This window comes from Aquabacterium sp. J223, from assembly GCF_024666615.1.
In the GTDB taxonomy this organism is placed as follows: Bacteria; Pseudomonadota; Gammaproteobacteria; order Burkholderiales; family Burkholderiaceae_C; genus J223.
The window spans coordinates 477,193-499,990 of record NZ_CP088297.1; the positions used below are offsets into that span (position 1 = coordinate 477,193).

Sequence of the window (22,798 nt, forward strand, 5' to 3'; positions counted from 1 at the left end):
GACCGCCTCCGAGCCAAGGAGCCCTTGCATGCCTTCTTCTCCCACCGTCAGCCCCGCCCTGCCCCGCCAGTTCGACCTCGCCGCGCTGCTGCTGCGCCTCGGCCTCGGGGTGCTGGTGCTCTTCCACGGCGTGGCCAAGGTGGCCGCTGGCCCCGGCTACGTCGGCACCCTGGTGGCCAAGGCCGGGCTGCCGGAACTGCTCGCCTACGGCGTCTACGTCGGCGAGGTGGTGGCGCCGCTGATGCTGATCGTCGGCCTGTGGACCCGGCTGGCAGCCTGGGTGGTGGTGGTCAACATGCTCTTCGCGGTGGCCCTGGTGCACGCGTCCCAGCTGTTCAGCGTCAACGCCCGCACCGGCGGCTATGAGCTCGAACTGCAGGCGCTGTTCCTGCTCGCCGCGGTGGTGGTGGCGCTCATCGGCCCCGGGCGCTTCAGCCTGGACGCCCGGCGCGGCTGACCGGCGGCCGGCCGCTGCGGCGGGCGCGGCAACTGCCCTGCGCCGCCGTGCCCCGCGCCCTCGACCTCCGCCGTCCCTCCCTGTGCCGAGCCGCCGGCTGGGCGCTGGCCGCGCCGCTGCTGGCCGCCGCCCAGACCCCCCCTGCCGCCCGGCGAAGCGGACGATCGGGCCGCCGGCCTGCCGCGCTGGGAGGCCGGCCTCGTCGCGGGCGCCGGCCTGCTGCCGGACTACCCCGGCGCGGACCGCAGCCGCGTCCGCGGACTCGTGCTGCCGGTGCTGCTGTACCGGGGGCCGGTGTGGCGGGTCGACGGCGAGGGCGTGCGCAGCCGGCTGGTGGCGCAGCCGGACTGGACGCTCGACCTGTCCGCCAGCGGCGCCTTCCGCTCGCGCGACAACCCGGCGCGGGAGGGCATGCCGCCGCTCGACTGGTTGGTCGGCCTCGGGCCGCAGCTGGTCTGGCATGGCTGGCGCGAGGCGCCCGGCCGGCCGACGCTGCACCTGAAGGCGCGGGCCCTGCTGTCCACCGACGGGCGGGACTGGCACGGCCGCGGCCACGTGCTGGAACCGGAGGTCCGCTGGCACTGGACAGCACCTCTGCCCGGCGGCCCCGGCCGCCTCAGCTTCGGGGTGCAGCCGACCTGGGCCAGCGAGGCCCTGCACCGCTACTTCTACGAGGTGGCCCCGTCGCAGGCGACGGGCCGGCGCCCGGCCTGGGACGCGCGGGCCGGCTACTTCGGCACCGAGGTGAAGCTGACCCTGGGCCGCCGCGAAAGCCAGGCGCTGTCGTGGTTCGTCACCGCGCGGGCGCTGTCGCTGCATGGCGCCGCCAACGAGGGCAGTCCGCTGGCGAAGGAGGGGCTGAACTGGACCGTCGGCCTCGGTCTGGTGTGGACGCCGTGGCGCAGCGCGGAGACGGTGCCCGCGCGCTGAGCCGGCTGGCCGATCAGGCGTGCAGCACCTGTTGCAGCAAGCCTTCCAACTCGTCCCCGCCCACCGGCTTGGTGAGGTGGATGTCGAAGCCGGCATCGGCCGCACGGGCCTTCGCCTCCCGGTTGGAGATGGCGGTCAGCGCGATGAGGATGACCCGGTTGCCCTCGGTCCGGCGCAGCGTCTTGGCCGCCTCGTAGCCGTCCATCAGCGGCATGTTGATGTCCAGGATCACCAGGCAGGGCTTGAACTCCTGCGCGATGGCCACGGCGTCCTGACCGTTGTAGGCGGTGCGGGTCTCGTAGCCGAGGAAGTCCAGCAGCACCGCCAGGGTGTCGGCCGCGTCTTGGTTGTCGTCGGCGATGAGGATGCGCTTGGCGGGGGTCACGGCGGGTACGGCGATGGCGGGGGTCCCAGCTCATCGGCAAGCGGACTGCCCGGCCCGAGGCGGCGGCGGCCGCGTCGCGTTGTAGGGCCCCACCGACACGGCTTTCGGCGTCCGATGATGGGGAGAACGCGCAGCGCTGAGCAGACTCCCGGGTCGGCCGCAACGGCGAGGGCAGCCCGTGTGGAGGCCGCTCCGCCAGCACAGGCCGTGGGAGGCACTCCTTGGAACAGGACCGGCCGGGCGCCGAGATCGCGGCGCTGCGGCAGCAGTTGGACGCCCTGCAGCACGAGGTGGGGGCCTTGCAAGACGCCGCGCACCGGCGACGGCGCGAGCTGTCGGCGCTGGTCCACGAGCTCGCCAACCCGCTGGGGCCGCTCACCACGGCGCTGTACCTGCTGCAGCGCGCGCCGCAGGAGCGCGGGCCGCAACTGGTCGAGATGGCGCAGCGCCAGCTGCGCCTGCTGACCGAGGTCGTCGAGCAGCTGCGCCGCCTGGGGCGCGAGGACGACGACGCGCCGCCGGTGGCCGCCGACGCCGGCTGAGCCGCCGCGTCAGCCGGCGGCGGCGGCGGGCCGCCGCGCGGCCGCCACGCCGTCGAGCAGCGCCAGCAGCGCCTGCGCGTCCACCGGCTTCACGAGGTGGTGGTCGAAGCCCGCGGCGCGCGAGCGTTCGCGGTCGCCCGGCTGGCCGTAGCCGGTCAGCGCGATCAGCAGCGCCGTGTCGCCGCCGGGAAGGGCGCGCAGCCGCCGCGCCAGCTCGTAGCCGTCCATGCCCGGCAGGCCGATGTCCAGCACGAAGGCCTGCGCCATCTGCTGCTGCGCGCGGCCCAGCGCACCGTGGGCGTCGTGCAGGATCTCGACGCGGTGGCCTTCCAGCGCCAGCAGCGCCCCCAGCGACTCGGCGGCGTCGACGTTGTCGTCGACCACCACCACCCGGCAGCCGCGCGGTTGCAGCACGGCGGCTGCGACCGGCACCGGCGACGTGGTCGCGGCGGCCCCTGGCCGGCGCGGCAGGCGCACGGTGAAGCGGGCACCGCGGCCGATGCCGTCGCTGTGCGCCTGCACGCTGCCGCCGTGCAGCTCCACCAGCTGCCGCACCAGCGCCAGCCCGAGGCCGAGGCCGCCCTGCGCCCGCTCGGCGGTGCGCGAGCCCTGGGTGAACAGCTCGAACAGCTCGGGCATCAGCTCGGTGGGGATGCCCTGCCCGTTGTCCTGCACGACGAGCGACAACCAGCCGTCCTCCGCGCTCGCCCGCAGCAGGAGGTGCCCTCCCTCGGGGGTGTACTTGCAGGCGTTGTGCAGCAGGTTGCTCACCACCTGCACCAGGCGGGCACGGTCGGCGTGCAGCGGCAGCGGCGTGTCCGGCAGCTGCAGCTCCAGGCGGTGGCGGCGCACGGCCACCAGCGGGCGCACCTGTTCGACCGCGGCCTGCACCACCTCGGCCAGGTCGAGGTCGTGGCGGTCGAGCTCGATCAGGCCGCGGGTGACCCGCGACACGTCGAGCAGGTCGTCGACGATCTCGGTCATGTGGCGGGCCTGGCGGGCGATGACCTCGCTCTGGCGCAGCACCTGGGCGTCGGCGCCGGGCAGCCGGCGCAGCAGCTCGGCGCCGGTGCGGATCGGGGCCAGCGGGTTGCGCAGCTCGTGCGCCAGCATGGCGAGGAAGTCGTCCTTGCGGCGGTCGGCGGCGCGCAGCGCCTCGGTCAGGCGCTGCAGCTTCTCGCGCTCGCCCTCCAGCGCGGCGTGCTGCTCGTGCAGCCGGTCGAGCATCTGGTTCAGCGCATGGGCCAGGTTGGCCACCTCGCCGCTGCCGCCGGCGGGCGCCCGCTCGCGGCCGAAGCCGGTGCTGACCACGCGGCTGGCGAACGTCTCCAGCCGCTGCAGGTCGCGGGTGAGCACCAGCGCCACCCGGCGCCCGGCCAGCGCCACCACGGCGAACAGGCCGAGCGCCAGGCCGAGCATGCTCAGGTACTGCGGCGACGGCCGGCCGGGTGCGGCGGGGGTCAGCGAGCGCATGTGCAGCTTCAGCCCCGCGTAGGCCGCCGGCACCGGCACGGCCACCCGGCGCCAGGGCTCGTCGGGCTGCGCGCCCCCGGTGTCGCCCCATTCCAGCCGCAGCTCGGCGGGCAGTCGCAGGTCCTCCAGCCGCACCTTGTAGAAGATCGCCCCCTCCGGCGAGGCGGTGCGGCTGTAGACCATGGGCTGCAGCGCCACCAGCTCATGCCCGCCGGCACCCTGGAACACCGCGGCGCTGGCGGCGCCGCTGCCGAGGGCGGCGCGCAGCCAGGACTGCTGCTCGGCGCTGAACGCCACCGCCCCGTTGGCCGAGATGGCCCGACCCTCGAAATCGGTCAGCTGCAGCTGCACCGGCAGGCCGTTGATCTGGCGGATGCTTTCGAGGAAGGGCGTGAGGTAGGTCTCGCGGCCGGCACTGTCGACCAGCCCGGTGGCCAGGATGGTGCTGCCCGCCACCTCCTGCATGCGGGTGGCCAGCGCCGACAGGTCGCTGCCGACCCGCACCGCGCCGTACTGGAGCTCCTTGGCCGCCAGCTGGCGCAGCGCGTCGCGCTGCTGGCGGTCGACCAGCCACCAGGTGCCGAGCGCGGCCAGCAGCAGCGCCCCGGCGGCGAGGCCGGCCGTCGCCAGGGTGAACCGGCGCGCGAGGCCGCGCGGCAGCAGCGGCTGCATGCTCAGGCCACCGGCTGCAGGACGCCGTCGGCCCGGTAGCGGGCCATCAGCAGCTCCGCCGGGCCGAGCGCCTCGTGCCGGGTCGCGGTGAAGGGCGGGGCGTAGCGCTTGATCAGGCCGTCGTGCCGGGGCACCTTCTCCAGCGCATCCCGCACTGCGCCGCGGTCGGTGCTGCCGGCCAGCGCCAGCGCCCGGGCCAGGATGTGCGTCATGTCGAAGGCATGGGCCACGCCCACCGGGCTTTCGATGTCCTCCACCCGCTGCACGCCCTGCTGGCGCGCGGTGGCCAGGAAGGCGTCCAGCACCGGGCCGCGGGCGCGCAGGAAGCTGAAGGTCTGGATCACCGAGAAGTCCACCTGCGCCAGCGCGGCCCCGGCCTCCTGCACGAAGCGGCCGCCGGTGACGCCCCAATGGCTGAGCACCGGCAGCCGCTGTTCGGGCAGCAGCGCGCTCATCTCGCGCACCAGCATGGCCGCCTCGTCGTCGTTGGCCACCAGCACCACCGCCTGCGCGCCGGACTGGACCAGCTTGAGGTACTTGTCGACCAGCGAGCGCTCCTGCCAGTTGTACCAGGCGATGCTGCTGACCTGCGGCATGTCGCGGTCCTGCGCCACGCGCTCGGCGGCGGCCAGGTTGCTGCGGCCCCACGAGGTGTTGGTCAGCAGCAGACCGACGCTGCGCGCCCGCGCTGGCGCGCGGCCCGCATCATGAAGGGCATGGCCAGGCTGTCGCGCAGCGACAGCCGGAAGACGTAGTTGGGCACGCTGCCGTTGTCGACGATGGCGTCGGCGGCGGACCACACCGCGAGGAACGGCATCCCTGCGGCCTTGAGCAGCGGCAGCTGCTCGATCACCACCGGGCTGAAGCGACCGCCGAACACCGCCACCAGGTCCGGCATGGCGCGGAACTCCTCCAGGTTGCGGATGCCGCGGGCGGGGATGGACCGGTGGTCCCGGGTCACCACCTCGAGCGGGCGACCGCCGAGCACGCCGCCGGCGGCGTTGAGCTGCGCCGCCGCGATGCGCACCCCGCGCTCGACGGCCTGGGCCGAGGTGGAGTTGGCCAGTCCGAACTCGCCGTCGATGCCCAGCAGCACAGGCCGGCTGCCCTGCGCCCGCAAGCGGAACGGCAAGACGAGCGAGGCGGCCGCGCCGAAGGCGAGGCGGCGGCGGGAGGCCTGGAGGGAGAGGGTGCCGGGCACGGGGGTTGGCGAAGCAGGGACAGCCCGCACTCTAGCGGCGCGAAGTGCCCCGCCGCCCGCTGCTGACAACTTGTGACCACGCTCTCCCCAGGATGGCAGTGGCCGCCCCGCAGAAGCCCCGGGGCGGGCCGTGGCGGCGGATCCCTCGCCTGCTTGATAGAACCGGACAATGACTGGGCTTGACCGCTTCAATGCACAGGATGCGCGCCCTGCCCTAGCATCGACGGGTCGGCTTTTTCCCCTCCACCCCCTTCACAAACGAGAGACCGCGACATGTCTTTGATCAACCAACAAGTCCCCGCCTTCAAGGTCGATGCCTTCCACAACGGCAAGTTCGTGCAGGTCACGGACGAGGCCCTGAAGGGCAAGTGGTCGGTGCTCGTCTTCATGCCGGCCGCCTTCACCTTCAACTGCCCGACCGAAGTCGAGGATGCCGCCGAGAACTACGCCGAGTTCCAGAAGCTGGGCACCGAGGTCTACATCGTCACCACCGACTCGCATTTCGCGCACAAGGTGTGGCACGAGACCTCGCCGGCCGTCGGCAAGGCCAAGTTCCCGCTGATCGGCGATTCGGCCCGCGTGCTGGCCAACTTCTTCGAGGTGCTCATCCCCGAGGAAGGCCGCACCCTGCGCGGCACCTTCGTGATCAACCCCGAGGGCGTGATCAAGACCATGGAAGTGCACGACAACAGCATCGCGCGCGACATGAAGGAAACGCTGCGCAAGCTGAAGGCCGCCCAGTACGTCGCCAAGAACCCGGGCCAGGTCTGCCCGGCGAAGTGGAACGAGGGCGCGGCCACGCTGACGCCGTCGCTGGACCTGGTCGGCAAGATCTGAGTCCCGCATGACCCTGGGAGGGCGGGCCTGCGGCCTGCCCCCTTCTCCCCCCAGGAGATCCTGTTGAAAGCGCCCGCGCAGCGATCCTGACCGGTGCTTTCAACCGGGTCGACCGATCCCGACTGAAACCACCGAAAGGAAGACGCTGCCATGTTGGACGACGGCACCAAGGCCCAGCTCAAGGCCTACCTCGAACGGGTGCGCGAGCCCGTCGAACTCATCGCCTCGCTGGACGACCGTCCGGCGTCGCAGGAAATGCGCTCGCTCATCGAGGACATCGTCTCGCTGAGCGACAAGGTCAGCGCGCGCTACGACGGCCGGGACACCCGCCGGCCCTCCTTCCAGATCACCCGCGCCGGCGCGGACATGGGGGTGCGCTTCGCCGCCATCCCGATGGGACACGAGTTCACCTCGCTGGTGCTGGCGCTGCTGCAGGCCGGCGGCCACCCGCCGAAGCTGGAGGCCGACGTCATCGAGCAGATCAAGTCGCTGGACGGCGACTTCGTGTTCGAGACGTACATGAGCCTGACCTGCCACAACTGCCCGGACGTGGTGCAGGCGCTCAACCTGATGGCCATCCTCAACCCGCGCATCCGCCACACCGCGGTGGACGGCGGGCTGTTCCAGGACGAGGTCGAGTCGCGCCAGATCATGGCCGTGCCGACGGTGTTCCTGAACGGGGAGCCGTTCGCGTCGGGCCGCATGGAGATCGCCGAGATCGTCGCCAAGATCGACACCGGCGCGGCGGCCCGCGACGCGGCCAAGCTTGGCGCCAAGGATCCCTTCGACGTGCTCATCGTCGGCGGCGGCCCGGCCGGCGCGGCGGCGGCGGTGTACGCGGCGCGCAAGGGCATCCGCACCGGCATCGTGGCCGAGCGCTTCGGGGGCCAGACGATGGACACCCTCGGCATCGAGAACTTCGTCTCGGTGCTGGAGACCGAGGGCCCGAAGTTCGCGAGCGCGCTGGAGGCCCATGTGAAGGCCTACGACGTGGACATCATGAACCACCAGCGGGTGACGCAGCTGGTGCCGGCCAGCGAGCCGGGCGGCTGGATCCGGCTTCAGCTGGACAACGGCGCCGAACTGAAGAGCCGCACCGTGGTGCTGGCCACCGGCGCGCGCTGGCGCAACGTCAACGTGCCCGGCGAGCAGGAGTACAAGACCAAGGGGGTGGCCTACTGCCCGCACTGCGACGGCCCGCTGTTCAAGGGCAAGAAGGTGGCGGTGATCGGCGGCGGCAACTCCGGCGTCGAGGCGGCCATCGACCTGGCCGGCGTGGTCGAGCACGTGACGGTGCTGGAGTTCGCCGACCAGCTCAAGGCCGATGCGGTGCTGGTCAACAAGCTCAACAGCCTGCCCAACGTCGACGTGCGCCTGAACGCCCAGACCACCGAGATCACCGGCGACGGCCAGAAGGTCAACGGCCTGCGCTACAAGGACCGCACCAGCGGCGAGGAGCGGCAGGTGGACCTGGCCGGCGTGTTCGTGCAGATCGGCCTGGTGCCCAACACCGAGTTCCTGAAGGGCACGCTGGAGCTGAGCAAGTTCGGCGAGGTGCTGATCGACGCCAAGTGCCACACCAACCTGCACGGCGTCTTCGCCGCGGGCGACGTGACCACGGTGCCGTACAAGCAGATCATCGTGGCGGCCGGCGAGGGCGCGAAGTCGGCGCTCAGCGCCTTCGACTACCTGATCCGGACGCCGGCCCCCGCGGCCTGATCCGCGTCACCGGACGAGACGGGGCCCGCTTCGGCGGGCCCTGTTCATTTCGGCCGGGGCCGCCGCAGGTCGCGGTCCGGCGGCAGGTGGGCACCCGATCGCAGCTGCGCCACCGTGGCGGCCACCGCCTGTGCGGCGTTGCGCACCTCGGCCTGCAGCGCCTCGTCGGCGTCGAGCGTGTCGTGGCTGTTCCAGTAGGGCTCGTAGTAGCCGATGAAGCGGTCCAGCCGCGCCTGCGGTCCGGCCTCGACCAGGCCCATCCAGTCCAGCCAGTCGGACAGCGAGCGGCGCACGCCCTCGATGCCGGCCACGTCGCCGTGCACCACCACGCCATAGGCCCGTCCCGCCAGGTGCTTGGGGTAGTGCCAGCCGTCGCGCTCGATGGCCTTGGCCCTGGCGGCGTCCTTGCCGCCGGTGCTCGTCGGGTCGGGGTTGCCGCCATCGGCGCAGACCAGCCGGTCGATCATCAGCTTGAGCGGGCTGGCGGCCTGGTACCAGTAGACCGGGGTGACCAGCAGCACCCCGTGCGCCGACACCCAGCGTTCGTAGATGTCGTTCATCCAGTCGTTGACCTGGCCGTTGCCGTGGTTGGGGTAGCAGCTGCAGGGCCAGTGGCACAGCGGCATGGCGGTGGACGCGCAGCCCTTGCACGGATGGATGTGCAGGTCGGGCTCGGAGGCCAGCCGGCTGAGGTCCAGCAGGTCCCATTCGACCCCGTCGCGGGTCAGGGCCTCGCCGGCCAGCGTGGCCAGGCGGAAGCTCTTCGACATCTCGCCCGGGCAGGTGCCGTCGTTGCGCGAGGACCCGACCACCACCAGCACGCGCGACGGCGTGGCCGCGTCGGCCCACCGCGCCTGCGCCGACTTCAGCCGCTCGCTGGCGTCGCGCCAGTCGTCCGACAGCGCGTACGACGGGTCGGCGTGCCCGGGACCGGCGGGGTGCGTGCGCGGCGCCTTGCGGCCGCCCTGGTAGCCGTGCCAGGCGATCTCCTCCAGGCGGGCGATGGCCGCGCCCTCCGGCGCGAAGGCAGGGTCCTGGAAGCGGCCGCGAAAGCGCTGGCCGAAGGCCTCTCGGTCCAGCATTTGCGGCATCTGGCCCCGGCGGACGGTGGGCAGGTCGGACATTCGTTCTCCTTCGACGCATGGAACCGCCGGCGCGCCACGGCAAGCCACGTTCCCCCGACCCGGGATCGCCCTGGTGGCGCCGTGGGCAGCCTCGCGGTCCATGCTTTGCCTAAGAAACTCCGACGTCCGATCCGGAACAGCCCGCCATGCTCGACCGCCCGCACCGCGCAGTCGCCGCCGCCGCCGCGGTGGCCGCGGTGCCGTGCGCGCCGGCGCTGCGCACGCTGCTGTACCGGTACTTCTTCTTCGACTGGCTGTTCCGGGACGTGCGTCGCGGCACGCTGCTGGAGCGTGCCGCGGCCTGGCGCCACAACCGCCAGCAAGCGCGCTGGCTGCCGACCTACCTGCGGCGCTGGTTGGGCTGCGGGGTGCTGCTCTATGCCCTCGGCCTGCTGGTGGAGATGGGCATGGGCGCCACCTTCGCGTCGTCGGTGTTCTACGTGTCCGGCGTGCTCAGCGTGCCGGTCAATGCGGTGATCGCGATGGTGTGGCTGGGCTTGCGCACCCTGCCCCCACCGCTTTGAATGGAGAGCCCATGGCCCTGGACCACGCCCGACCCGGCGAGACCATCCACCTGCAACCCCTCGGCGACCGCCTGGCCGAAGCGAAGAGCCGGGCGCTGCTCAAGACCCATGCCCTGGAGCTGATCCACCTCGTGCTGCAGGCCGGCGAGCAGCGTCCGCCGCACCATGTGTATGGCGAGCTGGTGCTGCACTGCCTGGAGGGCGAGGTGCGCCTGCAGATCGACGCCGGGGAACGGCTGCTCGGACCGGGACAACTGGTGCTGCTGGCCGCCAGGGCGCCCTTCGCGCTGCACGCGCTGAAGCCGTCGTCGCTGCTGATGACGGTGCAATTGCCGGCGGACCAGCCGGGCAGCGGCTCCTCGACACAGGGCTAGCCGCGCGGCGGTGCGAACACCGCCTCACCCAGGCGTTCTCCGGGATCCCATGGGAACAGGCCTTGCCGAACTTCGGGTTCATTCCCCATCCCTCGACAGGAGCGTTTCCATGTTCATGCACAACAAGCGTCTGCAGTACACCGTGCGGGTGTCCGAGACCAACCCCGGGCTGGCCAACCTGATGCTCGAGCAGTTCGGCGGACCGCAGGGCGAGCTGGCCGCCGCCTGCCGCTACTTCACGCAGGCCCTGGCCGAGGACGACCCGGGCCGCAAGGACATGCTGATGGACATCGCCACCGAGGAGCTGTCGCACCTCGAGGTCATCGGCACCATCATCGCCATGCTCAACAAGGGCGCCAAGGGCGAGCTGGCCGAGGCCACCGACAGCGAGGCCGAGCTCTACCGCAAGATCACCGGCGCGGGCAACGACTCGCACGTCACGCAGGTGCTCTACGGCGGCGGCCCCGCGCTGATCAACTCCGGCGGCCAGCTCTGGAACGCCGGCTACATCGACTCCATCGGCGACCCGACCTGCGACCTGCGTTCGAACATCGCGGCCGAGTCGCGGGCGAAGATCATCTACGAGCGGCTGATCAACCTCACCGACGACCCCGGCGTGAAGGAGGCTCTGGGCTTCCTGATGACGCGCGAGGTCGCCCACCAGCTCTCGTTCGAGAAGGCGCTGTACGCGATCACGCCGAACTTCCCGCCCGGCAAGATGGCCCCGATGCCGCAGTTCGCGCGCACCTACTTCAACATGTCCGAAGGCGATGGCGACACCCGCGGGCCGTGGAACAGCGACGAGAACTTCCAGTACGTCGGCAGCGCCAAGCAGGCGATGGCGGTTGACGGCGGCAGCGGCCTGCCGGAGGTGATGCTGCAGCCCGGGCAGGCGCAGGCGGTGGAGCAGCTGGCCGCGCGCACCCTGTCCGACCCGGAAAGCGATCCGGTCACCGGTGCCGATCTCGGCAGCGGTGAACTCCCGACAGAAAAGGCGGTCTGATACCGTCGGGCCGGCGCGGCGGGCGACAGGTGTCGCCGCCGCGCCGACGACCGTCGGACCCCGGGAGGGTCCCCTTGAGGAGAACACCATGAAGCGGATGTTGTGGTCAGCCGGCGTGCTGGCGGTGGCGATGGCCACCGGCCTTGCCGGTGTCGATGCGGATGCCAAGCGCCTGGGCGGCGGTGGTTCGTCCGGCATGCAACGCAGCGTGCCCACGCGGCCGGCGCAGCAGAACACGCCGCCCCAGCAGGCCCCGGCACAGCAGCCCGGCCCGACGGCCGCCGCCGCACCGGCCGCGGCCGGTGCCACCGCCGCGGCGGCGGCCGGCCGCCGCTCCTGGCTCGGACCGATCGCCGGCATCGCGGCGGGCCTCGGCATCGCCGCCCTGCTCAGCCACCTGGGCCTGGGCGCGGCCTTCGCCGAATTCCTGACGCTGGCGCTGCTGGTGATCGTGGCCATCGTCGCCGTGCGCTTCCTGATGCGCCGCTTCGGGCGCCAGGGCGCGTCGCAGCGCGGGCTGGGCTACGCGGGTGCGGGTGCCGGTACCGGCACCGCCGGTGCGGGGCCCGCCACGCCGTGGCGGGCCGAGCCGCCGCTGCAGCAGCGCAGCGCGGCCGCCGATTGGGGCCGGCCCGCCGGGGCCACGGCGCCCGGTCAGGGCCTGGCCCCGATCGAGGCCACCGGCGCTGGCGTCAACCTGCCGGCCGACTTCGACCGCGAGGGCTTCGAGCGCATCGCCAAGCTGATCTTCATCCGCATGCAGGCCGCCAACGATGCCGGCAACCTGGACGACCTGCGCCAGTTCACGACGCCGGAGATGTTCGCCGCCGCGCGGCTGGACCTGCACAACCGCGGGGGCGGCGCGCAGCGCACCGACGTCGTCCAGCTCCAGGCCGAGGTGCTGGACCTGGCCCGCGACAACGGGCAGGACATCGTCAGCGTGCGCTACCACGGCCTCATCCGCGAAGACGATGCCGGGGCCGCGCCGCAGCCCTTCGACGAGGTGTGGCACCTGGTGCGGCCCAGCGGCGCGTCCGGCGGCGGCTGGGCGGTGGCGGGCATCCAGCAGGCGGGGGCGACCACGCACTGACCGAGCCAGTGTTTCCGCGCGGTGCCTCGGCGCCGCGCCCGAAGGCCCTGCCCCGCGGGGCCTTTTTCATGGCGGCGGGCGTGTTCCGACACGCCGTGAGAAGTGGTGGGCATCGGCCGACACGCACGAGGATTGCACGGTGAAGGTCTCATTCAATCCCTGCTGAAGGAGCACACCATGAAGTTGAAGTCCACCCTGCCCCTGTGCACCGCCGCCCTGCTGTCCGCGTTTGCGGTCGGCGCGTCGGCCCAGTCCGCCCGCCAGGGCGCGGCCGCCGACCCCGCGGCCGCCCACCTCAAGGGCTCTCCCGATGCCGGCGCGCCGGAGTCGACGAACCGCCTCAACGAGCAGCGCCGCATGGAGCAGCAACAAGGCAGCCAGTCCGGTGGCCTGCAGCGCCAGTCCGGCGCCGCACGCAACCCGGCCGCGGCCAACATCAAGGGTTCGCCGGACGCGGGCGCGCCGGAGTCCAACAACCGGCTCAATGAGCAGCGCCGCATGGAGCAGCAGAACGCCTCGGGGGCCATGACCAGCCCGTCGTCGCGCCGCGACGCCGCGCGCGACCCGGCCGCCGAGACGCAGATGCGCAACTCGCCCGACGCCGGCGCCCCGGAGGCCGGTCAGTCGAGCAGCCGCACCGGCCGGTAACGTCGGGACCTGGAGAAGGAAGGGGCCGCCACGGCGGCCCCTTTCCTTTGGTGCTGCGGCCCGGGTCAGTACAGCATGCGGCAGCGGATGGTGCCCGCGATGTTGCACAGCCCCTCGTACGCCACGCGCTGCGCCTCGCTGTCGACGTCGATGACGACGTAGCCCACCTCGTCGTTGGTGCGCAGGTACTGGGCGGCGATGTTGATGCCGGCCTCGGAGAATCGCTCGTTGATGCGCGCCATCATGCCCGGCACGTTGCGGTGGATGTGCAGCAGCCGGCAGCGGCCGTTCTGCTCGGGCAGCGTCACCTCGGGAAAGTTGACCGCCGACACCGTCGAGCCGTTGTTGCTGTAGCGCAGCAGCTTGGCCGCCACCTCCAGGCCGATGTTGGCCTGGGCCTCCGCGGTGGAGCCGCCGATGTGCGGCGTCAGGAGCACGTTGTCCAGGCCCACCAGCGGCGATTCGAAGCGGGCGTCGTTGCCCTGCGGCTCGACCGGGAAGACGTCGATCGCCGCGCCGGCCAGGTGCTTGCGCTTCAGCGCGTCGGTGAGCGCGTCGATGTCGACCACCGTGCCGCGCGAGGCATTGATCAGGTGGGCGCCGGTCTTCATCTGCGAGAGCTCGAGGGTGCCGATCATGTTCTGCGTCTGCGGTGTCTCCGGTACGTGCAGCGTGACCACGTCACTGGCGTGCAGCACCGCCTCCAGCGTGGGCAACTGGCGGGCATTGCCCAGCGGCAGCTTGGCCTCGATGTCGTAGTAGACGACCCGCATGCCCAGCTGTTCGGCCAGCACGCCGATCTGCGTGCCGATGTGGCCGTAGCCGACGATGCCCAGGGTCTTGCCGCGCACCTCATGGCTGCCGGCCGCGCTCTTGTCCCAGCCGCCGCGGTGCTGCAGGGCGTTCTTCTGCGGGATGCCGCGCATCAGCAGGATGGTCTCGGCCAGCACCAGTTCGGCCACGCTGCGGGTGTTCGAGAAGGGCGCGTTGAACACCGGGATGCCGCGCAGCATGGCCGCCCGCAGGTCGATCTGGTTGGTGCCGATGCAGAAGGCGCCGATCGCGACCAGCTTGGGCGCACGCTCGAGCACGGCTTCCGTCAGGTGCGTGCGCGAGCGGATGCCGACGAAGTGGGCGTCGTGCAGCAGCTCGACCAGTTCCTCGCCCTGCAGCGCCTTGGGGCGGGTGACGATCTGCGTGTAGCCGTCCTGCTGCAGCGCCTCGATGGCGTTGGCGTGCACGTTCTCCAGCAGCACGACCTTGAGCTTGTCCTTGGGGACCGAGTAGCGGGGGTCGGATCGTGGGCGGCGGTGGCGTTCATGGCGTGATTTTCGTGGAGGGGGGCGCTGCAGGGCGCGGCAAGGCCGAGGCCTGTCGGCCGACGCCGACGACCGGCCGCGGTAACGCCCGGCCGACCCGGCGCGCCCGAGGGCGCAGCATGCGGGCTTGTCCGGTCCGTGCCGCGGCGCACGCCGCCGACACCGCCGGCCGATCACCGACGACAAGGAGTACCGACATGCTGCGCAAGCTCATCCTCACCGCCGCGACCCTGCACATCGCCAACAAGGTCTACCGCGACTATCGCAACAAGCAGCGCGCCAGCGGCGGCAGCGCGGGCACCGGCTACTCGCCCGTGGGCGCCGGGCCGGCCACCGACCTCGCCGGCCACGACCTGGACGTCGGCTCCACCAGCGGGCTGGGCGTGAACACCGGTGCCGAGCCCAGCCTCAACCGGCCGGGCTCGATGTCGCACTGAGCGGCTGCGGGGGGCCCGCGACGCGCGGCCGAGCCGCCGCGTCGGGCCGGGCACCCAGCGCCTCGACGATCAGCGACAGGCAACGCTCGCGCGTCGCCGCGTCGTGGAAGTTGCAGGCCAGCATCACCTCGTCGGCGCTGCTGGCCTGTGCGCGCGCCTGCAGTTCGGCGGCCACCTTGGGCGGGTCGCCGACCACCACCAGCCGGCGGAAGGCGCGCACCAGCGCGCGTTCGTCGTCGGTCCAGGCGTGCGCCTGGGCCTCCTGCGGCGTCGGCAGCGGCAGGAAGCTGCCGCGGCGGATGCGCACCCACGCCAGGTCCATGGCCTGCGCCAGGTGGTCGGCCTCGTCGGCCGTCGGCGCGCACATCACCGACACGCCGAGGATGGCGTGCGGACGCTCGAACGCGGCCGACGGCTCGAAGGCCGCGCGGTAGGCGGCGATCGCCGGCGCCGGCGGGCTGGGGCTGAAATGGCTGGCGAAGGCGTACCCCATGCCCGACTCGCCCGCCATGCGGGCACTCGCGCCGCTGGAACCGAGCAGCCAGATGGGCGGCAGCGGGACGCCGGTGGGCATGGCCTTCAGGCCCGCCATCGGGTGGTCGGCCGGCAACGCCAGCTGCTCGGACCACACCTGGAGCTCCTGCAACAGCTGGGGGAAGTGTTCGCCGTCGGCGGCCCGCAGCGCCCGTGAGGCCAGCGCGTCCGACCCCGGCGCGCGGCCCATGCCGAGGTCGATGCGGCCGGGGTGCAGCGCCTCCAGCGTGCGGAAGGCCTCCGCCACCCGCAGCGGCGCGTGGTTGGGCAGCATGATGCCGCCGGAGCCGACGCGGATGCGCTCGGTGCTCGCCGCCACGTGCGCGATCAGCACCTCCGGCGACGACGACGCGACGCTCGGCATGCCGTGGTGCTCGGCGTACCAGACGCGGGTGAGGCCGAGCGCCTCGGCATGGCGCGCCAGCCGGGCGGCGCCGCGCACCGCCTCGGCCGCGGTGTGGCCGCTGCCGACGGGCACCAGGTCGAGCAGGGAAAGGGCGATGGACATGCGGTCCATGCTAGGCCGGCCGGTTCGGCCATGCGGGACAAGGGTTGTCCCACGGTGACCCGGCGGGCGGGCCGGCGGCCGTTCAGCGCTTCAGCGCGCCGCGCAGCTCGGCCGCCATGTCGCGCAGCGCCGGGTCGTCGCAGGCCAGCGCGCGCACCAGCCGCTCGCGGGCGTAGATGCGGTCGAAGGCCATGCGGGACACCAGCGCCCCATGCCCGGCCCGTGCCATGGCGGCGGAGAACGCCTCCAGCCACGGCTGGCTGAGCGGCACCGGCCGCAGCGTGACCTCGGGCAGCAGGGGCACGATGTCGAGCAGCGCGGCCGCGCGCCGCACCCACTGACGGCGGGGGCCGCGGCTCGGGGTCGGTCGCGACAGCGGCGAGGGCGGCATGGCGGACATGGCGTCGGTGCGTGGGACGTGACCCCTCGACCATAGAGGCGCGCGGCCGCGCCCGGTGTGCAGTCCGTCACGCCGGCCCGGGCCGCGGCTGGGCCCGTCGCTTGCCGACCCCGGGTTGACACGGCCCGCGGTGGGCCGAAGGGAGACCGCCATGCGCATCCGAACCCTGCCCGTGCTGCTGCTGCTGGTCCTGGTGGGCCTGTTCACGTTGTTCAACTGGGGCGCGGTGACCTCGCCGGTGCCGGTGTCGCTGTTCTTCGGCACCGCGACCCTGCCGCTCGGCCTGGTGCTGGTCGGCGTGATCGCGCTGCTCGGCGCGATGTACCTGGCCACGGTGATCTACCTGCAGGGCACCGCGCTGCTCGACGGCCGGCGGCTGACCAAGGAGCTGCAGTCGCAGCGCGACCTGGCCGACAAGGCCGAGGCCTCGCGCTTCACCGAACTGCGCGACCACCTGTCGGCCGAGCTGTTCAAGGTCAACGACGCCGCCGGCCGCCACCGTGCCGAGCTGCTGGCCCGCATCGACCGGCTGGAAGCCCAGCAGCGCCGGCTGATGGAGGAGCAGGTCAACGGGTTGGAGGCCCACCTCGGCCACCTGGACGAGCGCCTGCGCAGCACCAGCGCCCGCCGCGCCGACACCGACGTGCTCGACGACGGCGCCCGCCTGCGCCGCGGCGGCGTGGACCGCGGCGTCGACGACGGGCTGGCCGGCGACCCAGGCCTGGGCGCGGACTTCACGCCCCGGCGCACGCGCTGACCGGCCGTCGTCGCCGCTCGTCCTGCATCGACGCCCAGGCGTCGCGTGGTCCGCACGCGACAGTGTCACGGCCGAGTCACTTCTGATTGCTGGAATGCGTCCGTTCCGCCGCTCAGGCGGCCGCGGCAACCGCCGCGCGAGACCTTCCAACACCCAGGAGTGACGACCATGAAGAAGACCCTGCTCGCCGCCGCCCTCGCGGCCGCCGCGGCCGGCGCCAGCGCACAGTCCAACGTGACCATCTACGGTCGGGTGGACGTGGGCATCGCCAAGTTCAACGACGGCACCACGAACCTCGGCTACTCGGGCCGTGCGGCGGGTGATGCCGACACCTGGCAGGTGCGCCAGGGCTCGCCCTCGCGCCTGGGCTTCCGGGTCACCGAGGACCTGGGTGGCGGCCTGCGCGCGAACGCCATCCTCGAGCACCGGTTCAACCCGGACACCGGCACGCAGAACAACGCGACCGCGTTCTGGCACGGCCGCTCCATCGTCGAGCTGGCCTCCACGCAGTTCGGTGCGGTGTACCTGGGCCGCGACTACATCCCCATGTTCTACATCGCCGACCAGACCGACCCCTTCGGCGGCGACACCGTGGCGGCGGTTCGCGACCGCTTCAACCTCGCCACCTTCGCCGTCGACGGCGGCCAGCGCACCAGCAACACCGTCGGCTACAAGACGCCCTCCTTCAGCGGCTTGAGCGCGCAGGTCGCCGTGTCCGCCGGCGAGGGCACCCGTGGCGCCAACCCGGTGAACAAGCGCTCGGTCGGCGCCAACCTCGTCTACGCCAGCGGGCCGGTCTACGCCGGCATCGGCACCGAGCACCTGGACGGCAACTTCAACGCAGTCAACGTCGGCCTGGCCTACGACTTCGGCGTCGTGCGGCCGATGCTGTCGTATGCGCGTCGCGAGAACGGCGTCGTCGCCGGCGCGACGCAGAAGGACACCGGCTGGTCCGTCGGTGCCACGGCGCCGCTCGCCGGCGGCCGCCTGAAGGCGGTGTACGCCCGCCTGGACCCGCAGGGCAACAACAACGAGCTGACCAAGTACGGCATCGGCTACGAGTACCCCCTGTCCAAGCGCACCTCGGTCTACACCGACTTCGCCTCGGCCGACCAGAAGGGCACCAACGGCGGCCCCACCCGCGCCAACGGCTTCGACCTCGGCGTCAAGCACAACTTCTGACCGTTCCGTTCGATCCAGGTTGAGCGTTTCGGCCCCGCTTCGGCGGGGCCTTTTTCATGGCGGCGCCTCCCGGCGCCTGAGGCTGCGGAAGGTGATGGAGTGGCGCAGCCCCGGCGTCGGCAGGATGGCGTGCTGCCAGCCCCAGCGTGCCTCCCCCTGCAGCGCGTAGATCGAGCGCGGCGGCAGGGGCAGTTCGGCGCGGCCCTGCTGCCAGCGCCGCTCGGCGCGCCAGCGGCGCCAGCCCATCACCGCCTCGCCGCCCAGCGACAGGCCCACCACGTCCTCGTAGTCGGGCACGTCGCGGTGCCAGCCCAAGGGGGTGCCGGGACGGTATTCGGCGATGAGCGCGTCGGTGAGCGATGGCGCCGGCAGGCCCGCCCAGGCGGCCGCGCGGTCGCGCAGCCCGGCCAGCCAGTCGGGCAACGGCCGCGCGCTGCGCAGCACGCCGGCGGCGAAGTCGAAGCGATGGCCGAAGGCCAGCACCCGTCGCCGGGCCAGGTGGCCGTGGTAGTCGGCCGCGGCCAGCGGCAGGGCCGCGATGCGCGCCAGCAGCGCGCCTTCCTCGGCCACCGACAGCCATGGCGCCTGCAGCCGCAGCCCGTCCGGCAACCCGGGCGGGCCGTCGGCGTCGGCGGCGAAGAGGTCGGCCTGCGGCATGCCGGCGCACGGCAACGCCCGTACCGCGGCCCGGGCGCCGATAGCATCGGTCATCGTTTGCGACCGCCAAGGAGCCCTGCATGACCGACGACACCGACCGCCTGCCGCCGCTGCCCCTGGACCGGCTCGACGCCGACCAGCGGGTCGCGGCCGACGAACTGCTCAACGGTCCGCGCAAGGCGGTCAAGGGCCCCTTCATCGCGCTGCTGCGCAGCCCCGCGGTGATGACGCACGCCCAGCGGCTGGGGGCCGCGCTGCGTTTCGACAGCGTGCTGCCCCAGCGGCTGAACGAGTTCGCCACGCTCATCGTCGCGCGGGCCTACAGCCAGCCGTTCGAATGGTCGGTGCACCGTCCGCTGGCGGTGAAGGCCGGCGTGGCCGAGGCCACGGTGCAGGCGGTGGCGGAGGGCCGCCGTCCGACCACCATGGCCGAGGACGAGGCGCTGGTGCACGACTACACGATGGAGCTGCTGCGGCACCACGGCGTCGGCGACGCCACCTACGAGGCCGCACGCACGCTGCTCGGCGAGCGCGGCGTGGTGGAGCTCACCACGCTGATCGGCTACTTCGCGATGGTCAACGGCGTGCTCAACGTGGCCCGCACGCCGCCCGAGCCGGGCGTGCCGCCGATGCCCTCGCTGCCGGCCTGAGGCCGGTTCCGCGGCGGCACCCAGTGAGACCACCGTCAGGCGGCTCTGACATGCGGTTGCGCTGAGCGGGAATTGAATCGTGGGGTCATCACGGCGACCATCCTTCCCACAGTTCCTGCCAAGGGCAGCCCCGTCAAGCGGGTCCGGCGGCAGGTCGTTGGCAGTCGTTAAAGGAATTGGAAGGAGCAACCTCATGAACTTGATCATCTGGCTCGTCGTCGGCGGTCTCTTGGGCTGGGTCGCCAGCATGCTCATGCGCACCGATGGGCAACAGGGCATCGTGCTCAACGTCGTCGTCGGCATCGTCGGCGCGCTGATCGGTGGTTGGCTGCTGGCCCCGATGCTGGGCACCGGCACCATCAACAGCAACGACTTCAGCATCGGCTCCCTGGCCGTGTCGTTGCTCGGCGCCGTGATCCTGCTGGCCATCGTCAACCTGGTCCGCAGGGGCTCGGTACGCTGACCTTCGGCAGCCTCTCCGCGAAGGCGGCGGTCCTCAGGGACCGCCGCCTTTTTCGTTCGTGAGCTTGAGGGCGGCGCCGGTGTCCGGTCGGCCGCCGGCGACGAGCCGGTCGCTGGCCAGCTTCAGGTCGTCCAGCCACCGGACATAGGCCGGTTCCCGCTCGCCCGCGTGCAAGCGCAACAGGGCCGAGGGGTGCAGCGTCACCAGCACCGGCAGGCCGTCGGCGGGGCGGGTCGTCCAGCGTCCGCGCAGGCCCGACACGGTGGCCTGCGGGCCGAGCAGCGCCCGGGCGGCGGTGGCGCCGAGCGCGACGATGGCACCCGGGCGCACCGTGTCGAGTTCGCCCTGCAGCCACTGCGCGCAGATCGCCGCCTCGCGTTGTGCCGGCGTCTTGTGCAGCCGGCGCTGTCCGCGCCACTCGAACTTGAAGTGCTTGACCGCGTTGGTGACGTAGAGCCGCTCGCGTGGCCACTGCAGCTGCGCCAGCGCCCGGTCCAGCAGCCGGCCGGCGGGGCCGACGAAGGGCCGGCCCTGGTGGTCCTCCTGGTCGCCGGGCTGTTCCCCGACCAGCATCAGCGCCGGCCGCAGCGGCCCTTCGCCCCAGACCATGCGGGTGCCGAGCAGGCCGATCGGGCAGTCGCGGCAGCCTCGGGCCTGCTCGGCCAGCGCGTGCCAGCGCGTCTCGTCGTCCACCGCGTCCATGGCCCGCGGGGGTGCAAGGCAGGTGCCCGGCCAGCGGCTATCGTCACGGCCCCATGACGCCCATCACGCCCACCCACGACGTTCCCTCCTCCGCCAGCCGGCTGCCCCGGGCCTGGAAGCGCTGGCTGCTCCTGGCCCTGCTGGTGGCCGGCCTGCTGCGCCTGGGCGTCGGCCTGGGCAGCGACGGCCTGCAGGCGCTGGACGAGCGGCTGATGCTGGCGCTGCGCTCACCCCATGCCGAGGCCGACCTGCGGGGGCCGTGGTGGTTGCCCGGCATGGTGCGCGACGTCTCGGCCCTGGGCAGCACCGTGGTGCTGACGCTGGTGACCGTCGGCGCGCTCGGGCAATTGCTGCTGATGGGGAGGCGGGCGGCGGCGCTGCGCGTGCTGCTGGCGGTGCTCGGCGGCCTGGTGATCAGCCACGGTCTGAAGGGGCTGATCGAACGGCCGCGGCCGCGGCTGGTGCCGCACCTGGACGCGGTGGTCAACGCCAGCTTCCCCAGCGGCCATGCGCTGATGTCGGCGGTGGTCTACCTCACCCTCGGCGTGCTGCTGGCCGCGCAGGCGACGCGGCGCCGCGAACGCGCCTACGTGCTCGGCCTGGCGCTGCTGATGACGGTGGCCGTGGGCAGCAGCCGGGTCTACCTGGGCGTTCACTGGCCCAGCGACGTGCTCGGCGGCTGGGCGCTGGGGCTGGCCTGGGCGCTGCTGTGCGCGCGCTGGCTGCCGGTGCGCACCGCCGGCGACGCGCCCTGACCGACCTGTGCCGGCAGCGAGCGCAGGTCGTCGAGCCACTGCTCGAAGGCCGCGGCCTGCTCCCCGGCGGGCAGCCGCAGCAGCGCCGCCGGGTGCAGGGTGACCAGCACGCGGCGGCCGTCGGTGCGCGTGAGCCACTGCCCGCGCTCGCGCAGCACCGCCACCGGCCGGCCCAGCAGCGCCCTCGCCGCCGTGCCGCCCAGGGCCACCAGCGGCCGGTCGGCCGGCAGGGCGGCCAGTTCCTGCTGCAGCCAGCCCTGGCAGGCCAGCAGCTCGCGCTGGCCGGGCGTCTTGTGGATGCGCCGCTGGCCGCGCAGCTCATGACCGAAGTGCTTGACCGCGTTGGTGAGGTACAGCCGCTCGCGCGGCAGGCCCAGCTCGGCCAGCACCCGGTCGAGCAGCCGGCCGGCGGGGCCGACGAACGGGCGGCCCTGCAGGTCCTCCTGGTCGCCGGGCTGCTCGCCGACCAGCACCGCCAGCGCGTCGGCGCTGCCCTCGCTGAACACCGTCTGCGTCGCCCGCGCGCCCAGCGGGCAGGCGGTGCAGCCGGCGGCCTGGCGGCGCAGCGCGTCCAGACCCGCCACCGGCGCGGCCGGGGCGGTCGCCGCCATCGCGGGCAGCCGGCGGCGGGTGACGGTGGGCGGCTGGTCGATCATCGTCTGCATGCGGCGCGTGGCCTCGGCGGCCAGCGGTGCGATCAGCCGGGCCTCGGGCAGCAGCGGCCAGTAGCGGCGCGGCATCTCGCGTTGCATCGCCTGCAGCTTCAGCCGGGCGGGGTTGAAGATGCTGGCGTAGTAGGTGCGCCACAGGGCGTGCTGCGCGTCCTCGGCCGGCGCGTCCTCCCGCCGTGCACCGGCGCCGAAGGCCAGGCGCTCGCCGTCCCAGGCGACGCTGCGCAGCGGCGTGAGGATGGCCCAGCGCATCGACGCGAAGCGCCGCGCGAAGAAGGGCGCGTTGGCCTCGACGATGTGGTGCTGCGGCTCGAACCAGGCCACGAAGCGGGACGGCTCGCCCGGCCCGTCGCCGGGTTGTTCATGGAAGCGCAGGAAGGCGCGCATCTTGTGGAGGTCCCGGCGCACGGCCTTGGCCAGCGCTTCGGCGGCGACCCAGTCGGCGTCCAGCGGGTCGTGGCGCAGGCCGGGCTCGCGCTGCAGGCGCCAGGCCAGGCGGTAGAGCAGGGCGTGGCGCCGCGGGTCGGCGTGCAGCAGGGCGTGCGGCGCCAGGTCGAGGAAGCGCGGCGGCACGGCGACGGCGGCCGTCGGGCCGTCGAGGGGCGATGGCTCGGCCGCCGCCGCTCCGTCGTCGAAGAGCCCGGCCTCGGCCTCGCCCTCGACCGCCCAGCGCAGGTCCTGCGGCGGCACCTGGTCGCGCAGCAGCGCGCGGCTGGCGCGCCCCCAGCCGGCGGCGTCGGCCGGTCCGCCGAGTCGGATGACGCGGGGCCCGGCCGCCATCGCT

General features: G+C 73.0%; 25 protein-coding genes and 1 pseudogene. 16 read left to right on the top strand and 10 right to left on the bottom strand.

Annotated features, from left to right (window positions below; translation table 11 throughout):
• Positions 1-28 precede the first annotated feature (28 nt).
• Together LRS07_RS02270 and LRS07_RS02275 are read left to right on the top strand one after the other, a co-directional pair.
• The gene (locus LRS07_RS02270) at positions 29-457 is read left to right on the top strand and encodes a DoxX family protein (protein WP_260500412.1); all 429 of its coding nucleotides are present in this window, start codon (positions 29-31) and stop codon (positions 455-457) included.
• Between the two features lie 216 nt (positions 458-673).
• Complete coding sequence (locus LRS07_RS02275) at positions 674-1,387, top strand: MipA/OmpV family protein (RefSeq protein WP_260502014.1); 714 nt, start codon at positions 674-676, stop codon at positions 1,385-1,387.
• 13 nt (positions 1,388-1,400) lie between these two features.
• Here the strand turns inward: LRS07_RS02275 and LRS07_RS02280 are convergent, their stop codons facing one another.
• Positions 1,401-1,772: a response regulator gene (locus tag LRS07_RS02280; protein WP_260500413.1), complete on the bottom strand. Its 372-nt coding sequence runs from the start codon at positions 1,770-1,772 to the stop codon at positions 1,401-1,403.
• A 221-nt stretch (positions 1,773-1,993) separates the two neighbouring features.
• Here LRS07_RS02280 and LRS07_RS02285 point away from each other — a divergent pair, with 221 nt between their 5' ends.
• Complete coding sequence (locus tag LRS07_RS02285; RefSeq protein ID WP_260500414.1) at positions 1,994-2,314, top strand: histidine kinase dimerization/phospho-acceptor domain-containing protein; 321 nt, start codon at positions 1,994-1,996, stop codon at positions 2,312-2,314.
• Between the two features lie 9 nt (positions 2,315-2,323).
• Here LRS07_RS02285 and LRS07_RS21930 read toward each other — a convergent pair whose 3' ends face one another.
• Both LRS07_RS21930 and LRS07_RS22170 read right to left on the bottom strand, forming a co-directional pair.
• Positions 2,324-4,459, bottom strand: coding sequence for a hybrid sensor histidine kinase/response regulator (locus LRS07_RS21930; RefSeq protein WP_312028342.1), 2,136 nt, complete (start codon positions 4,457-4,459; stop codon positions 2,324-2,326).
• A gap of 2 nt (positions 4,460-4,461) precedes the next feature.
• Positions 4,462-5,690: pseudogene (locus LRS07_RS22170) on the bottom strand (ABC transporter substrate-binding protein).
• Between the two features lie 243 nt (positions 5,691-5,933).
• Here LRS07_RS22170 and ahpC point away from each other — a divergent pair.
• Together ahpC and ahpF are read left to right on the top strand one after the other, a co-directional pair.
• A complete protein-coding gene (gene ahpC, locus LRS07_RS02305; RefSeq protein WP_260500416.1) occupies positions 5,934-6,497 on the top strand; it encodes an alkyl hydroperoxide reductase subunit C in 564 nt (187 codons plus the stop codon).
• 150 nt (positions 6,498-6,647) lie between these two features.
• On the top strand, positions 6,648-8,216 hold the full coding sequence (gene ahpF / locus LRS07_RS02310) for an alkyl hydroperoxide reductase subunit F (RefSeq protein ID WP_260500417.1): 1,569 nt from the start codon (positions 6,648-6,650) through the stop codon (positions 8,214-8,216).
• Between the two features lie 44 nt (positions 8,217-8,260).
• Here the strand turns inward: ahpF and LRS07_RS02315 are convergent, their stop codons facing one another.
• Positions 8,261-9,340, bottom strand: a complete 1,080-nt coding sequence (locus tag LRS07_RS02315; protein ID WP_260500418.1) for a flavodoxin family protein — start codon at positions 9,338-9,340, stop codon at positions 8,261-8,263.
• 146 nt (positions 9,341-9,486) lie between these two features.
• Here LRS07_RS02315 and LRS07_RS02320 point away from each other — a divergent pair, with 146 nt between their 5' ends.
• From LRS07_RS02320 to LRS07_RS02340, 5 genes are all read left to right on the top strand, one after another.
• The gene (locus tag LRS07_RS02320; protein WP_260500419.1) at positions 9,487-9,864 is read left to right on the top strand and encodes a hypothetical protein; all 378 of its coding nucleotides are present in this window, start codon (positions 9,487-9,489) and stop codon (positions 9,862-9,864) included.
• A gap of 11 nt (positions 9,865-9,875) precedes the next feature.
• On the top strand, positions 9,876-10,238 hold the full coding sequence (locus tag LRS07_RS02325) for a cupin domain-containing protein (protein ID WP_260500420.1): 363 nt from the start codon (positions 9,876-9,878) through the stop codon (positions 10,236-10,238).
• A gap of 109 nt (positions 10,239-10,347) precedes the next feature.
• Positions 10,348-11,241 carry a manganese catalase family protein gene (locus tag LRS07_RS02330; protein ID WP_260500421.1) on the top strand — a complete coding sequence of 298 codons (894 nt, stop codon included), beginning with the start codon at positions 10,348-10,350 and terminating at the stop codon, positions 11,239-11,241.
• An 88-nt stretch (positions 11,242-11,329) separates the two neighbouring features.
• Entirely contained in the window at positions 11,330-12,331 is a 1,002-nt protein-coding gene (locus LRS07_RS02335; protein ID WP_260500422.1) for a Tim44 domain-containing protein, read from the top strand.
• 177 nt (positions 12,332-12,508) lie between these two features.
• Positions 12,509-12,979, top strand: a complete 471-nt coding sequence (locus LRS07_RS02340) for a hypothetical protein (RefSeq protein WP_260500423.1) — start codon at positions 12,509-12,511, stop codon at positions 12,977-12,979.
• Between the two features lie 65 nt (positions 12,980-13,044).
• On the opposite strand, the gene serA is transcribed toward LRS07_RS02340, so the two are convergent.
• A complete protein-coding gene (serA, locus tag LRS07_RS02345; protein ID WP_260502017.1) occupies positions 13,045-14,331 on the bottom strand; it encodes a phosphoglycerate dehydrogenase in 1,287 nt (428 codons plus the stop codon).
• 164 nt (positions 14,332-14,495) lie between these two features.
• On the opposite strand from serA, the gene LRS07_RS02350 reads away from it, so the two are divergent.
• Positions 14,496-14,735 (top strand): hypothetical protein, encoded by a 240-nt coding sequence (locus tag LRS07_RS02350; protein WP_260500424.1) that lies wholly within the window; start codon positions 14,496-14,498, stop codon positions 14,733-14,735.
• On the opposite strand, the gene LRS07_RS02355 is transcribed toward LRS07_RS02350, so the two are convergent.
• On the bottom strand, positions 14,707-15,777 hold the full coding sequence (locus LRS07_RS02355; RefSeq protein ID WP_260500425.1) for an LLM class flavin-dependent oxidoreductase: 1,071 nt from the start codon (positions 15,775-15,777) through the stop codon (positions 14,707-14,709). The genes LRS07_RS02350 and LRS07_RS02355 overlap by 29 nt on opposite strands.
• A gap of 82 nt (positions 15,778-15,859) precedes the next feature.
• Positions 15,860-16,177 (bottom strand): hypothetical protein, encoded by a 318-nt coding sequence (locus LRS07_RS02360; protein ID WP_260500426.1) that lies wholly within the window; start codon positions 16,175-16,177, stop codon positions 15,860-15,862.
• A gap of 151 nt (positions 16,178-16,328) precedes the next feature.
• Here LRS07_RS02360 and LRS07_RS02365 point away from each other — a divergent pair, with 151 nt between their 5' ends.
• Positions 16,329-16,934, top strand: a complete 606-nt coding sequence (locus tag LRS07_RS02365; RefSeq protein ID WP_260500427.1) for a LapA family protein — start codon at positions 16,329-16,331, stop codon at positions 16,932-16,934.
• 168 nt (positions 16,935-17,102) lie between these two features.
• Complete coding sequence (locus tag LRS07_RS02370; protein WP_260500428.1) at positions 17,103-18,116, top strand: porin; 1,014 nt, start codon at positions 17,103-17,105, stop codon at positions 18,114-18,116.
• 54 nt (positions 18,117-18,170) lie between these two features.
• On the opposite strand, the gene LRS07_RS02375 is transcribed toward LRS07_RS02370, so the two are convergent.
• Positions 18,171-18,773, bottom strand: a complete 603-nt coding sequence (locus LRS07_RS02375) for an alpha-ketoglutarate-dependent dioxygenase AlkB (RefSeq protein ID WP_260500429.1) — start codon at positions 18,771-18,773, stop codon at positions 18,171-18,173.
• Between the two features lie 80 nt (positions 18,774-18,853).
• Between LRS07_RS02375 and LRS07_RS02380 the strand changes: the two genes are divergently transcribed.
• Both LRS07_RS02380 and LRS07_RS02385 read left to right on the top strand, forming a co-directional pair.
• Positions 18,854-19,423 (top strand): carboxymuconolactone decarboxylase family protein, encoded by a 570-nt coding sequence (locus tag LRS07_RS02380; RefSeq protein WP_260500430.1) that lies wholly within the window; start codon positions 18,854-18,856, stop codon positions 19,421-19,423.
• 193 nt (positions 19,424-19,616) lie between these two features.
• Positions 19,617-19,886, top strand: a complete 270-nt coding sequence (locus LRS07_RS02385; RefSeq protein ID WP_260500431.1) for a GlsB/YeaQ/YmgE family stress response membrane protein — start codon at positions 19,617-19,619, stop codon at positions 19,884-19,886.
• Between the two features lie 33 nt (positions 19,887-19,919).
• Here the strand turns inward: LRS07_RS02385 and LRS07_RS02390 are convergent, their stop codons facing one another.
• On the bottom strand, positions 19,920-20,588 hold the full coding sequence (locus LRS07_RS02390) for a UdgX family uracil-DNA binding protein (RefSeq protein WP_260500432.1): 669 nt from the start codon (positions 20,586-20,588) through the stop codon (positions 19,920-19,922).
• Positions 20,589-20,641: 53 nt separating this feature from the next.
• Between LRS07_RS02390 and LRS07_RS02395 the strand changes: the two genes are divergently transcribed.
• A complete protein-coding gene (locus LRS07_RS02395) occupies positions 20,642-21,343 on the top strand; it encodes a phosphatase PAP2 family protein (RefSeq protein WP_260500433.1) in 702 nt (233 codons plus the stop codon).
• On the opposite strand, the gene LRS07_RS02400 is transcribed toward LRS07_RS02395, so the two are convergent.
• Positions 21,241-22,794 (bottom strand): UdgX family uracil-DNA binding protein, encoded by a 1,554-nt coding sequence (locus tag LRS07_RS02400; protein ID WP_260500434.1) that lies wholly within the window; start codon positions 22,792-22,794, stop codon positions 21,241-21,243. The two genes, LRS07_RS02395 and LRS07_RS02400, sit on opposite strands and share 103 nt — an antisense overlap.
• Between the last annotated feature and the right edge of the window lie 4 nt (positions 22,795-22,798).

Excerpts from the sequence above, each read along its gene's own strand:
- LRS07_RS02270 (WP_260500412.1), top strand. The coding sequence starts at position 29 with ATGCCTTCTTCTCCCACCGTCAGCCCCGCCCTGCCCCGCCAGTTCGAC.
- LRS07_RS21930 (WP_312028342.1), bottom strand. The coding sequence starts at position 4,459 with ATGCAGCCGCTGCTGCCGCGCGGCCTCGCGCGCCGGTTCACCCTGGCG.
- ahpC (WP_260500416.1), top strand. The coding sequence starts at position 5,934 with ATGTCTTTGATCAACCAACAAGTCCCCGCCTTCAAGGTCGATGCCTTC.
- ahpF (WP_260500417.1), top strand. The coding sequence starts at position 6,648 with ATGTTGGACGACGGCACCAAGGCCCAGCTCAAGGCCTACCTCGAACGG.
- LRS07_RS02315 (WP_260500418.1), bottom strand. The coding sequence starts at position 9,340 with ATGTCCGACCTGCCCACCGTCCGCCGGGGCCAGATGCCGCAAATGCTG.
- LRS07_RS02320 (WP_260500419.1), top strand. The coding sequence starts at position 9,487 with ATGCTCGACCGCCCGCACCGCGCAGTCGCCGCCGCCGCCGCGGTGGCC.
- LRS07_RS02325 (WP_260500420.1), top strand. The coding sequence starts at position 9,876 with ATGGCCCTGGACCACGCCCGACCCGGCGAGACCATCCACCTGCAACCC.
- LRS07_RS02330 (WP_260500421.1), top strand. The coding sequence starts at position 10,348 with ATGTTCATGCACAACAAGCGTCTGCAGTACACCGTGCGGGTGTCCGAG.
- LRS07_RS02335 (WP_260500422.1), top strand. The coding sequence starts at position 11,330 with ATGAAGCGGATGTTGTGGTCAGCCGGCGTGCTGGCGGTGGCGATGGCC.
- LRS07_RS02340 (WP_260500423.1), top strand. The coding sequence starts at position 12,509 with ATGAAGTTGAAGTCCACCCTGCCCCTGTGCACCGCCGCCCTGCTGTCC.
- LRS07_RS02350 (WP_260500424.1), top strand. The coding sequence starts at position 14,496 with ATGCTGCGCAAGCTCATCCTCACCGCCGCGACCCTGCACATCGCCAAC.
- LRS07_RS02355 (WP_260500425.1), bottom strand. The coding sequence starts at position 15,777 with ATGTCCATCGCCCTTTCCCTGCTCGACCTGGTGCCCGTCGGCAGCGGC.
- LRS07_RS02360 (WP_260500426.1), bottom strand. The coding sequence starts at position 16,177 with ATGTCCGCCATGCCGCCCTCGCCGCTGTCGCGACCGACCCCGAGCCGC.
- LRS07_RS02365 (WP_260500427.1), top strand. The coding sequence starts at position 16,329 with ATGCGCATCCGAACCCTGCCCGTGCTGCTGCTGCTGGTCCTGGTGGGC.
- LRS07_RS02370 (WP_260500428.1), top strand. The coding sequence starts at position 17,103 with ATGAAGAAGACCCTGCTCGCCGCCGCCCTCGCGGCCGCCGCGGCCGGC.
- LRS07_RS02375 (WP_260500429.1), bottom strand. The coding sequence starts at position 18,773 with ATGCCGCAGGCCGACCTCTTCGCCGCCGACGCCGACGGCCCGCCCGGG.
- LRS07_RS02380 (WP_260500430.1), top strand. The coding sequence starts at position 18,854 with ATGACCGACGACACCGACCGCCTGCCGCCGCTGCCCCTGGACCGGCTC.
- LRS07_RS02385 (WP_260500431.1), top strand. The coding sequence starts at position 19,617 with ATGAACTTGATCATCTGGCTCGTCGTCGGCGGTCTCTTGGGCTGGGTC.
- LRS07_RS02390 (WP_260500432.1), bottom strand. The coding sequence starts at position 20,588 with ATGGACGCGGTGGACGACGAGACGCGCTGGCACGCGCTGGCCGAGCAG.
- LRS07_RS02395 (WP_260500433.1), top strand. The coding sequence starts at position 20,642 with ATGACGCCCATCACGCCCACCCACGACGTTCCCTCCTCCGCCAGCCGG.
- LRS07_RS02400 (WP_260500434.1), bottom strand. The coding sequence starts at position 22,794 with ATGGCGGCCGGGCCCCGCGTCATCCGACTCGGCGGACCGGCCGACGCC.